We start from the raw sequence: 11,488 nt of genomic DNA on the forward strand, positions 1-11,488 counted from the left end.
TCGTAGAATGAAGGCGAGATATTGTGAATGTTCTCATTATCTACGAGAGGATGAATATTATGGAAAAATATCAAGCATTGTTTGAACCCTTGACGATTAAACGTTTGACCTTAAAAAATCGAGTGATTATGCCGCCAATGGGAACAAATTTTGCAAATCAGGATGGAACCTTTAATGAACAGCATTATTCATATTACGAACAGCGAGCAAAAGGTGGTACAGGATTAATTACACTGGAAAACATTTGTATTGATTATCCGCTAGGAACAAACGGAACAACACAATTAAGAATGGACAAGGATCAATTCATACCTGGTCTTTGGCAATTTAACGAACGGATGCATGCCTATGGAGCTGCTACATCTGTACAGATTAATCATGCTGGCGCTTCTGCTTATCAACCACGTTTGCAAGGAGTACAAGCGGTTTCTTCTTCGGATATTCCTAGCAAAGCTGGAAATCCTGTTCCACGGCCACTTAAAAAAGCTGAGATCGAACAAATCGTACAAAACTATGCTGCAGGAGCTTTACGTGCACAAAAAGCCGGATTTGATTGTGTTGAGATTCATGCAGGCCATTCTTATCTAATTAGTCAATTTTTATCCCCAATTTATAACAAACGAACAGACGAATTCGGTGGAACACTTGAAAATCGTACTCGTTTTGCTCGAATGGTCATTCAAGCGGTTAGACAAGCAGTGGGTCCATTCTTTCCGATTTCTTTACGTGTGAGCGCAGACGAACTGTTACCAAATGGAAATACCTTAGACGATACTATAAAAATGCTTAGTTACATTGCTGAAGATGTAGATATACTGAATGTCTCAGCAGCATTAAATGATAACTTACAATATCAAATCGACAAAATGAATCTTAAGGATGGTTGGCGAAGTTATATGGCTAAAGCGGTTAAGAATAAATTTCCAGAGAAAGTGATTGTTACTTCTGGTAATATTCGTAGTCCACAGCGTGCCGAAGAAATTCTGCTAAATGGAGATGCCGATCTACTTGCCATAGGACGCGGATTGATTGCGGAGCCAAATTGGGTTAATAAAGTGGCTAATGGTCAGGAATATCTATTGCGAAAATGTATCTCCTGTAATATTGGCTGTGCAGATCATCGCATTTCGAAATCACGTCCAATTCGTTGTACTGTTAATCCAGATCTTTACTATGAGGAAACCTACAAGAAATCACCAGTCACTAAACCAATGAAAATGGTTGTCATTGGAGGAGGAACTGCTGGGCTTGAAGCTGCAGCCAGTGCTGCGGAAATTGGTGTAGATGTCACACTCTACGAAGAGAAAGGTTATCTAGGCGGATTAGCCCATGAAATTTCCCGCTTTCCTGACAAACAACGAATCAATGATTTCGTCACCTATCTAACGAGAAGAGTAGAACAATTATCCAATTTGACTGTTCATTTAAATCATCGATTTACGTTAGAAGATCTAAATGAAAAGCCAGACTTGATTGTTAATACTACCGGTGCAAAACCATTGCTTCCACCAATTGTGGGACTGCACGAAGAATTAGCTAAATCCAATCGACAAGTCTTCTCTATTTTTGACCTTTTGGGAGATATGAAAAAATTCAATGATTTTGACGGAAAAGAAGTCGTTGTTATTGGAGGAGGTGCAGTTGGTTTAGATGTGGTTGAGTATTACGCAGAAAATGGTGCAAAAAAAGTTCATATTGTTGAAATGGTTGATCAACTTGGAAAAGATTTAGATATTATCACTAAACTTGGAATGATGGAAATCATTCATGACTATAATGTTGATGTTCACACTTCTACGAAATTGATGGAAGTACAAAAGAATTGTTTCATCGTTGAAAAAGCTGAAGGAGAACGCCTTAAATTACCTTTTGATTTAGGTTTCATTTGTTTAGGTATGCGTGCTGACGCTCCTTTATTATCCGACCTAACTGATTATACACAAAAGAATAATATTACCTTACTTAACATTGGTGACAGTAAGGTAGCTCGAAGAATCATGGAAGGCACTAAGGAAGCTCGCGATGTTGTGAAAACCATTAAAAATCTGGAAACTCAACGAAAAACGATGCATGCCACATACGTTTGAACTTAATTTGATAATGAAAAAATAAATATTAAGTGAGGAATTGAACAATGACAGAACGATTAACTGGACACACTTTACTAATCAGCCTAATAGCTACTCCTATACGCCACAGTATGTCACCAACAATGCACAACGAAGCATTTGCTAAATTAGGACTGGACTATGCATATCTTGCCTTCGAAGTAGACAACTCTACTTTAAAACCTGCTGTAGATGGAATACGTGCATTGGGTATCCGCGGTTCAAATGTTTCTATGCCCAATAAACAGGCAATTATTCCCTATTTAGATGAAATTTCACCAGAAGCTAAATTAATCGGAGCCGTAAATACAGTCACAAATAAAGATGGCAAAGGACACTTAGTCGGTTATAACACAGATGGGATTGGTGCAATAAAAGCACTGGAAGATGAGGGTGTAACAGTCAAAGATCAATCCATTACATTGACTGGTGCAGGCGGGGCGGCAACAGCGATTGCTATCCAAGCTGCTTTTGATGGTGCAAAAGAACTGTATATTTTCAACATTAATGATGATGTGTTCGAAAATGCTAAGGAAACCGCAAAAAAAATCAATGATAATACTAACTGTCGGGCAACTGTAACCGATTTAGCAGATCAAGCAGCATTTAAATCAGCCATCCAAAAAAGTAGTATCTATATAGATGCCACAAGCGTTGGTATGAAGCCTTTACAAGAACAAAGTTTGATTAATGATCCAGAAATGATTAGATCTGATTTAGTGGTTTTTGACGTCGTTTATGCTCCAAGAGAAACGAAACTTTTACGCTTTGCTAAAGAACATGGTGCAAAAAAAGTTATAAACGGTTTGGGTATGATGCTCTATCAAGGAGCTGCAGCTTTTCAATTGTTCACTGATGAAGAAATGCCAGTCACATATATTAAAGAATTATTATTTGATGAATAGGCGGAGGAGTATGGATGAAAAATAAATATTTACCAACAGCGATTGGTCTTTACATCAATTATATTATTCATGGGATGGGTGTTATCATCATATCCCAGAATCAAAAAGCTTTAATGGGACAGTGGGATACGGATCTAATGGGGATAGCGAAAGTCATCTCCATGCTAGGAATTGGCCGCTTGATTGCTATTTTAATCTCCGGCCGTTTATCAGATAAATTTGGAAGAAAGCCCTTCATTTATTTAGGTATCGTTACTTATTCTTTGTATTTCTTTGGTATTTTGTACAGTAAAAGCGTAACGACTGCTATGATTTTTGCAGTAATTGCCGGTGTTTCAAACTCTTTCTTAGACTCAGGCACGTATCCAGCCCTTATGGAATCTTTCCCTAAAAAGGCGGGAACAGCGAATGTATTAATCAAAGCATTCGTACAAATTGGACAATTTACCCTACCGATTATGCTAAAAATTATCAATACCAATCAGTTATGGTTTGGCTGGTCCTTTATCATTCCGATTATCGTTTTTGTTTTAAATGGTCTATTTTTATTGAAACGACCATTTCCAGATCAAGACGCTAAGGAAAATCAACAGGCAGAAATACAAGCCGTTACATTTAAAAGTCAGCCTAAAATAGCAATTGAGGGTGTCTGTTTCATTATTTATGGTTTTATTTCTCAAGCAACTTTTTATTTAATCTCACAGTTTATCGGTATTTATGGTGAGGAAGTTGCACAAATGACCACTGATAACGCAAATTTACTGATTTCTTATTACTCAACTGGCTCCCTTATCTGTGTAGCTGTGACTGCTGTTCTAGCGACAAAAGTGCGGCCTGTTTATTTAGTAACGCTTTATACTCTCGTCTCATTTGTAACGATTCTTATCATGTGGTTATTCCCTACACCGTTAGTGATGATGATTGGTGCTGCATTGGTAGGCTTCTTCGCTGCCGGCGGAGTCATGCAGCTTGGTCTCACTGTAATGGGCGAACTGTTTCCAGCGGGTAAAGGAACAATCACAGGGATTTTTTATACCTTTGGCAGTATTGCTTCATTCCTGATCCCGATTATTGCGGCAGCCATCGCAAAGAACAATGTTCGTAGTATTATGTTGTTTGATACCATTATTGCAGGAATTGGCTTTTTATTAGCTGTAATTATCTTTATACGTTATCGAAAAACAGTAGATTTATCCGCATAGCACGTCAAACAAATTAGTTGAATGAACTTAAATAATTAATGGAGGAACAATATGAACACAGTAACAATTGACCAAGTGACCATTGGTGAAGGTCAGCCTAAAATAATTGTACCTTTGCTAGATCGAACAGAAACAGACCTACTCTCCTCAGCTGAACATATTCAACAACTTGACTGTGATATTGTTGAATGGCGTATAGATTTTTTTCAAGAAGTTGAAAAACCAGAAATTGTAGCTGAGCTTTCTCATAAAATAAAAAAAGCACTCAATAAACCACTGCTAATCACCTTCCGAACTTATAAAGAAGGCGGCGAGCTGCCATTAAGTGAAGAAAAGTATTTTGAAATTTATGAGACGTTAATCAAGCAAGGCTGTCTTGATTTAATTGATCTAGAACTCTTTATGCCTGACAAATTAGTCGCACAAACAATAACCGCTGCCCACGAAAAGGATATTAAAGTTATCTTATGTAATCATGACTTCGATAAGACTCCTAGTAAACAAGAGATTCTTTCTCGTCTGCAGCAAATGCAGCTTAAAGGTGCAGATATCTGCAAAATTGCTGTTATGCCTAGAAATAGCGCGGATGTTCTGACACTCCTCGAAGCTACCCGCGAGATGTATGAAAATTATGCAGATCGTCCATTAATTACTATGTCTATGGGAACACTAGGAATGATTAGCCGTATTTCTGGACAAGTCTTTGGTTCAGCTGCGACGTTCGGTTCTGCCGGAACAGCTTCCGCTCCAGGACAAATATCCGTGTCTGAATTACGGAAACTATTGAATACGCTACAGGCATAAAACTGTTATTTTAACTGAATAGGGTAGAGGGGGAATAAATTCTGCCCCTCCCATTGCACCGTACATACAGGTCTTGTATACGGCGCTACATTTGTATTGGTTTCACGATTATCTTAGATAGTAAGTTAAAGGATTGATCAACCCTGGTCGATCCTTTTTCTTTATACTCAGCACTTTTGGGCTCAGTATAAAGTTGACGACATTCATTCCGCATCTTCTGTACCATCCAAGTCTTGAATTGGCTACTTTGAAGATATCTTCTTCTGTGAAACCACATTTTAGCTTGATATTCAATTTCTGTAGGTTTTTGAAGATTCGTTTAGGTACTTTCCATTGTTTGATGATGATTACCCGCACTTTATGCCTTAACCATTGACCAAGTTTATCTAGGTATCCTTTCATACTGCCAATGCGATAGTAGTTGATCCATCCCATGACCGTTTGGTTGATTTTAGTGAAGGTTGCCGCTAGAGGATGCGCTACTGCATGTTTCCTTTAAAGAGTCACTTTAAGCTTTTCGTAAAGTTTTGTTTTACTTGTGTTGCTGGGTTTACACTTCCATCCATTTTGATCCTTCCAGAATGTGAACCCTAGATAGTGACTCTTGGTAGGTCTTACGACCTTAGTCTTCGTCATGTTCACCTTCAAGAATAGTTTTCTTTCTATCCAGTTTGAGATAGACTTCATCATACGATTCGCGGCTAATTCACTTTTGACATAAATATTGGTGTCATCGGCATATCTTGCAAATCGGAGTCCTCTTGCTTCTAACTCCTGATCTAACTTATCCAGATAAATGTTCGACAAAATCGGACTTAATGAGCCCCTTGGTGGACACCGGTTATACTTTGTGTGGTTAGCCCGTGTTCCATAATGCCTGACTTTAAGAATGTACGGATCAAATGCAGGATTTTCTTCTCTTTCACTTTTCCTCTAAGAATCGAGATTAACTTGTCGTGATTCACCGTGTCGAAATACTTTTCTATATCCATATCTATGACCCATTCATAGCCTTCATTCAAGTAACTTAATACTTGTTTCATGGCTTGATGGCACCACTCTATCTACTACCGTAGGTATTCCTAGTGGTCGTTTGCTTCCATCTGTTTTTGGTATATAGACTCTGCGTACCGGCTTTGGCTGGTACTTTCCCTCGCGAAGCTGTTTTGATAGTTCTGCTTCGTGCTTTTGAAAGTAATCATCAATTTCATTCACCGTCATTTTATCAATGCCCGGTTCGCCTTTATTACTCTTGACTTTGGCCTTGGCTAGTTCTATATTTTCGACATTCGTAATCTTTTCTATCATTCTCATCCGCTGCTCCTCCTCTATTCGTAGATGTATCCAAGACCATCCCCATTACTTTTCCCATCAATGGTTACGTTCCATTGGGCTAGGGTATCCTTGTTCTCGGACTGCTTGGACATTTTCTTATAGTGATTCGCACTATACAAACATTAGGTCCTTCATTATCTAGGCTGGATAACTACTATGACCTCAGCTGACTTCCTACGGCAAACCTTTTTCGACTGGCTTTTAACGATTGCTGATTTTAAAGCTTCTCGTGCTTATCCGTCTGCAGGATCTCCCAGGTTAAGACACTTATCTTTCTCTTTACAACCTCTTGATTTACTGTCTTGGTTTTACGTTTACCTTTCGGACTTCGGTTTGTTAGGCAACCTCATCCACCATTTAGCCTCATCAGGTTTCTGTGCGTAGGCTTAAAGATTCGCTACACCACTTCCTTCACCCCGTCATTACTGACTTCGGCTTGAGGCTCACTACGCTTGGCGGTAACTACCCACGACTGGACTTTCACCAGCTAGATAAGTGCCATGCCTGGCACACCTAAAAAAGGTCACTCTTTAGTGAGAATGACCTTTTTCATCATTGATTTAGGAAAGCAAAGCTTCATGTTCTCGCTCTTGCTCGTAATACTCTAGTGCGGTATTCGTTAACAGATACCCTTCTCCCCATGAAGTTTGAACGGTTTCTCCTGATACACCGTTCTTTTTAAAAGCAATTCGTAATTTCTTTATCAGAATCGAGAGCTGCGCCAACCGTGATTTCGTTGCGCCATCTGTCCAGAGATATTCACAGAGCACTTCTCGCGAGATAACCTTTCCATTTGCTTGATAAAGCTGTTCTAATGCTCGCCTCTCTAATTTGGATAGAGAGAGTGAGCCTGTCGAAGGCTGTTCACTCTTATTGTCACCACGGTTTTCTACCAGCGATAAAAAGACTTCCTGCGAGTTGCAGTACTTCTCCCATTGGCAAAGATTTTCCCGCAATTCTTCAATAGTTGCTGCTTCGCTGATCCAGCCATGAATTCCTTCTAGCTGTCTCTCCGGTTCCTTTTCAAGCTTGCGCAAAATAACTTTCGATTCTGGAAGCAAATTTAAAAGCTGCTGCAATTCATTCTCAGAAATGGTTTCACTGAGGATGATGTAATCGAAATAGCTGATCATTGGCAGCTTCTTTGTTTGCTTTGTCATTAAATAGAACATATTTGTGCAGCAAAAAACCTCATAGTTTAAGCGTTGCAGCTTTGTTTGAAGTGTTTGTTCTACTAAAATATTCTTCGTTAAAAGCAGTACAGATGCCATTTATTTCACCTCTTCTTTGGTGTCTACTTCTTGAGTATCTTTTGATTTACTCATTGTCTCGTTTATGAAATTTCTTCCTTAATTGCTTGTTCATTTGTTCAGTCATTTTTACACTTACGCTGAATAAAATCGCTTTTCCAATAAAAAAGCCGATAATCATAACTACAAAGGCCCAAACCATGATGCCTGAAGGAACGTTCCAAACAAAAAACTGACTACAGCTAATGAATGCCGTAAAAAGAATAATAAGATAGGCTGCTTGAATCCAAAAGATTCCCAAAAAATCCACCAAAGAATCAATATAAAAAATACCGCAGCCAATTCCTGCTATCAATGAAAAGATCAAGATGGAAAAAACATTTTCGTTCGTAAGTTTTGCTCCTGTAAAGAGAGCAAATACAATACTTAGAGTAAATATGAACGAAAAAATAATGGTTAATTCACGAATAACAACCCACTTCTTCATACCTACTCCTCCATCCCCAGTTGATTTTTTAAGTTGCGAACATAATTCCTTGAGATAGAAATCTTTTCATCGTTCTGCAACTTGACAATGAGCCGTCCATTAAATGTCGGGCTAATCAATTCAATTTTTTCTATATTAAGAATTACTGACTTAGAGACTCGAATATACTGTGTATCTTTATATTTTTCTTCTAGTTGATAGAGTTTTTCTTTGATTTCAAAGACTTCATCTTTGGTATACAAAAAAACTTTCTTCTCTACCGCTTCGAAATAGTAAACATCCTTCAGTTTTATTTTATGTAGCTGTTCATCTTTATTTACCCATAGAAATGCATTTTTCATTTGCAGAGAGTTAATTAAACGCAACAAATCATCATCTAGCGACTTTACCTTTAAGGTAAGTTCTTCCTCTCCATGGTCAATGATATCTACTTTAATCTTGATAGAAAAACCTCCCAACCTTACCAGATTATTATACACAAAAAACAAATGTAATTTCTTTAATCACCTTTGTTATTTATTTTGTATGAAAAATTCGCTTGATTGATTTTATCTATCCAAAGTAAATATTGTTGTTTTTTCCCTTTTAATACATATTTGCCTCCCTTTATATCAGCTCTATTCAAATTTCTAGCAGAATTCAACTGTAATACAATCGGTATATCCCCTTCACAAACTAAATTATTACTTTTTTTATAAAACAGATTATAAATATCATTTTCGGCATTAGGAATTGAAATGGTATAAAAATGATGAGTAATAATCCGTTTTCTGATTCGACGCCAAAAAATAGCAAGAATTCCAAGAAGCACAAGCACACCAGCAGCAATCACCAGATACAACAAACGCTTTTGCTTTTTCTTAAGAGCCGCCAGTTTTTGCTTCGCATCTGCGGGCAGTTTTGTTCTTTCCCCCGTTACTAATAAGCGATGGGAATTAATCATATAAGGCGTACAGGTAAGCAGCGTCACTAAATCCTTTTCTGGCTCGATCCTCAGCTGTTCAGTCTCCTCTGGTTTGACTACTTGAGTCTTCATAACTTTATAGGCGAAGGTATTCCCGCCGATTTCGATATAAAAAAGATCTTGCCTTTTTAATTCAGGTAAATCCGTAAAAAATTTCGCGTTGGACAATCCCCGATGGGCCGAAATGACGGAATGGGTATTTTTTCCGCCGATGGGATAGGAAGTTCCCTCCAATAAGGAAGCGCCCCGTTCCAGAAAAAACTCACTGGTCCGGTCAAAAATCGGTAAACTGACATCGATCGCAGGAATCGAAATGGTCCCAATCGTATGATCTGATAGATAATCAGGATTCTTCGAAAAATCCTGTTCATCCTCTTTACCGGAAAAAGGATCGCCGCCCGCATTGATACCTTCTAATGCTAATTTCGCATTCTGATCCAGCATTTTTTTCTGGGAAGCTGCTAGATTTTTTTGATCTTCGTGGTTTGCTTTTTCTTGCGCTTCTTCAATAATCCGCTGATCAAGATAGGACATGACAGAATTTCCAATAAAAGGATAAGCAATGGCTCCGATTCCAACGATTAAGATCAGCATCATGAAAACATCAATCAGGATCTTTTTCTGCCATTTTTTCATCGAACCACTCTCCTTTAACACAAAGACCGAGATTCAAATCACTAATGATTGATATCCCGGCCTATGAATGATCAATTACTTACTTTATTCTTCAACAGTTTCTTTATTACGTAAGAAGTACACGCCAACCGCTAAGACTGCTACCACGCCTACTGCGATAATCGCGTAAATGCCGTTACCACCAGTACCTGGCAAGGTCCCTTTGCGTTTGTTTTCTACTTCTGTTTCATCACCGACTTTGATCGTTGCAGTGTAAGTGCCATAGTCAACAGTGAACGGAATATCTGTAGTTAACGCCACATAGTCATTACTTGGTGCTTGCGTTTCTTCTAACCAGTATTGAACTAACTCTTTTCCTACAGTTGCCGGATGAGATGGATCACCAATTGAAGAGCTGCCTGGAACAGTTTGTAAAGGTAATGCTACACCAGCTGCATTATGGCTAATAGTTCCTTCAAGTCCCGTCACAGTGAATAATCCGCTGCCATCAGAAGTGAATTCAAGCGCATCTGCTTTGTTCGTTGACCAGCGAGATGGGCTGCTTGGTGTTGCCGCTGCAATCATGTATTCTGTTGTACCGCCGTTACTACGTTTCACGATAAATTTCGCGCCGGCTAAAGAAGTACCATTGTCTTGATCAACTTTTTCAAAACGACGTCCATAAGTGATTACATCGTCACCAGTCCAAGGCAGTGTTTCTAGTCCGTTAGTTGGATTGTTTTCATATTGCAAAGTTGCTTGGTTATCAATCCAAGTGTCTGGAACAGTGTTTTCATCTAAATACATACGGTATTTAAAGACTAATTTTTTACCAGCATATTTGCCAAGTTTTACAACGTCTGGTGTTTGTTTTGCTAAATCGTCCTCTTCATTGAAGAACACATGGAAAATATTATCGTAGCCGGTTTTAAGTGGTGTACCACTTGGATCTGCTACAACAGAAAAATCTACATCATTAATTTGCGTTAAGGTCACGCCATCTGATTCAACAACATAAAGACCTTGATTATCCAAATAATGCAAATTTGGCTGCGATTCATCACGTAAGAAGAATTGTGTATAGCGATATACTGGATTAGAAGGATCGTTATTTGCTAATCCATCAATTCCCACTGGTACATCAAAAGTAATTTTATACTCGATTGGCTCACCAACTGTAAAATCATCTTTGATTTCCTTTTCTTTTTCTACATCGATGTCATCTTTTTGTACGTTTTTCGGATATAAGAAAAGTTCAGTCAAGGCAGTGTCAGTTGGTGTCCCATCTGCATTCATTTTATAGACTGGGAAGATCACGACCATATTGTCTGCTTTTGTCGTAACATTACTTGGTGCTGAAGTTTCCACGAATAGATAAACCGCATCTTTTTCTTCCGAATTTACCGTCACTTTATCTGGCAAGGTAAATTTCGTATGACCTGAAGCGTCGGTTGTTTGTTCCGCTGCCGCTTCGGTTAATCCAGCAGAACCAGCAGTTGCGATCGCATCGCGTAATTGATTAACTGTCCAAGTTGGATTCGCTGCTGCAAGTGTATAGAATTTTTCTGTCGCGTCATAAACTGTAAAGCCAACATCTTTTAACGGACGTCCGCCATTAGCCGTATGCCAGTTTTCATCTTTTTCACCCGTATTTTGAATATCTGTCGGTTTTGTATCATACGCCCCTTTGTAAATATTGACATCCACATCTGTTGATGCCGCGTCGGCTACAAGCCCGTTGCCTAATAATCCGCTAAAGCTGCTTGCCATGAAGATCATAACACCCAATAATCCCCAAATCTTTCTCTTAATTTTCAT

10 protein-coding genes and 2 pseudogenes are annotated in these 11,488 nt (G+C 38.6%); 4 read left to right on the forward strand and 8 right to left on the reverse strand.

Features of this window, described 5'->3' with window-relative positions; genetic code table 11:
* Positions 1-59 precede the first annotated feature (59 nt).
* The 4 genes from IGI52_RS11150 to aroD are packed head-to-tail and all read left to right on the forward strand — an operon-like array spanning position 60 to position 5,019.
* The gene (locus IGI52_RS11150) at positions 60-2,087 is read left to right on the forward strand and encodes an FAD-dependent oxidoreductase (protein WP_102871861.1); all 2,028 of its coding nucleotides are present in this window, start codon (positions 60-62) and stop codon (positions 2,085-2,087) included.
* Between the two features lie 47 nt (positions 2,088-2,134).
* Positions 2,135-3,013, forward strand: a complete 879-nt coding sequence (locus IGI52_RS11155) for a shikimate dehydrogenase (RefSeq protein ID WP_016179679.1) — start codon at positions 2,135-2,137, stop codon at positions 3,011-3,013.
* 14 nt (positions 3,014-3,027) lie between these two features.
* The gene (locus tag IGI52_RS11160) at positions 3,028-4,215 is read left to right on the forward strand and encodes an MFS transporter (RefSeq protein WP_016179678.1); all 1,188 of its coding nucleotides are present in this window, start codon (positions 3,028-3,030) and stop codon (positions 4,213-4,215) included.
* 51 nt (positions 4,216-4,266) lie between these two features.
* Positions 4,267-5,019 carry a type I 3-dehydroquinate dehydratase gene (aroD, locus tag IGI52_RS11165; RefSeq protein WP_438781300.1) on the forward strand — a complete coding sequence of 251 codons (753 nt, stop codon included), beginning with the start codon at positions 4,267-4,269 and terminating at the stop codon, positions 5,017-5,019.
* Positions 5,020-5,127: 108 nt separating this feature from the next.
* Here aroD and IGI52_RS11170 read toward each other — a convergent pair.
* The 8 genes and pseudogenes from IGI52_RS11170 to IGI52_RS11205 form a co-directional block, all read right to left on the reverse strand.
* Positions 5,128-5,487: pseudogene (locus IGI52_RS11170) on the reverse strand (group II intron maturase-specific domain-containing protein); the annotation flags it as partial.
* A 27-nt stretch (positions 5,488-5,514) separates the two neighbouring features.
* Positions 5,515-6,062, reverse strand: a pseudogene (locus IGI52_RS11175) (reverse transcriptase domain-containing protein).
* A complete protein-coding gene (locus IGI52_RS11180) occupies positions 6,034-6,333 on the reverse strand; it encodes a hypothetical protein (RefSeq protein WP_438781301.1) in 300 nt (99 codons plus the stop codon). Before IGI52_RS11180 ends, IGI52_RS11175 begins: the two are co-directional and overlap by 29 nt.
* 581 nt (positions 6,334-6,914) lie before the next feature.
* Positions 6,915-7,625: a winged helix-turn-helix domain-containing protein gene (locus tag IGI52_RS11185; protein ID WP_438781302.1), complete on the reverse strand. Its 711-nt coding sequence runs from the start codon at positions 7,623-7,625 to the stop codon at positions 6,915-6,917.
* 46 nt (positions 7,626-7,671) lie between these two features.
* Positions 7,672-8,091 (reverse strand): hypothetical protein, encoded by a 420-nt coding sequence (locus IGI52_RS11190; protein WP_438781304.1) that lies wholly within the window; start codon positions 8,089-8,091, stop codon positions 7,672-7,674.
* A 2-nt stretch (positions 8,092-8,093) separates the two neighbouring features.
* Positions 8,094-8,570, reverse strand: coding sequence for a LytTR family DNA-binding domain-containing protein (locus tag IGI52_RS11195; RefSeq protein ID WP_438782247.1), 477 nt, complete (start codon positions 8,568-8,570; stop codon positions 8,094-8,096).
* Positions 8,571-8,590: 20 nt separating this feature from the next.
* Positions 8,591-9,691, reverse strand: coding sequence for a class C sortase (locus IGI52_RS11200; RefSeq protein WP_438781306.1), 1,101 nt, complete (start codon positions 9,689-9,691; stop codon positions 8,591-8,593).
* Positions 9,692-9,775: 84 nt separating this feature from the next.
* On the reverse strand, positions 9,776-11,488 hold the full coding sequence (locus IGI52_RS11205) for a SpaH/EbpB family LPXTG-anchored major pilin (protein ID WP_438781308.1): 1,713 nt from the start codon (positions 11,486-11,488) through the stop codon (positions 9,776-9,778).

The sequence above is a fragment of the Enterococcus sp. DIV0187 genome (genome assembly GCF_051713785.1).
In the GTDB taxonomy this organism is placed as follows: domain Bacteria; phylum Bacillota; class Bacilli; order Lactobacillales; family Enterococcaceae; genus Enterococcus_A; species Enterococcus_A avium.

What these genes read in the sequence shown, in the direction of transcription:
- IGI52_RS11150 (WP_102871861.1), top strand. Translation starts at nt 60, where the DNA reads ATGGAAAAATATCAAGCATTGTTTGAACCCTTGACGATTAAACGTTTG.
- IGI52_RS11180 (WP_438781301.1), bottom strand. Translation starts at nt 6,333, where the DNA reads ATGAGAATGATAGAAAAGATTACGAATGTCGAAAATATAGAACTAGCC.
- IGI52_RS11200 (WP_438781306.1), bottom strand. Translation starts at nt 9,691, where the DNA reads ATGAAAAAATGGCAGAAAAAGATCCTGATTGATGTTTTCATGATGCTG.
- IGI52_RS11205 (WP_438781308.1), bottom strand. Translation starts at nt 11,488, where the DNA reads ATGAAAATTAAGAGAAAGATTTGGGGATTATTGGGTGTTATGATCTTC.
- IGI52_RS11155 (WP_016179679.1), top strand. Translation starts at nt 2,135, where the DNA reads ATGACAGAACGATTAACTGGACACACTTTACTAATCAGCCTAATAGCT.
- IGI52_RS11160 (WP_016179678.1), top strand. Translation starts at nt 3,028, where the DNA reads ATGAAAAATAAATATTTACCAACAGCGATTGGTCTTTACATCAATTAT.
- IGI52_RS11190 (WP_438781304.1), bottom strand. Translation starts at nt 8,091, where the DNA reads ATGAAGAAGTGGGTTGTTATTCGTGAATTAACCATTATTTTTTCGTTC.
- IGI52_RS11185 (WP_438781302.1), bottom strand. Translation starts at nt 7,625, where the DNA reads ATGGCATCTGTACTGCTTTTAACGAAGAATATTTTAGTAGAACAAACA.
- aroD (WP_438781300.1), top strand. Translation starts at nt 4,267, where the DNA reads ATGAACACAGTAACAATTGACCAAGTGACCATTGGTGAAGGTCAGCCT.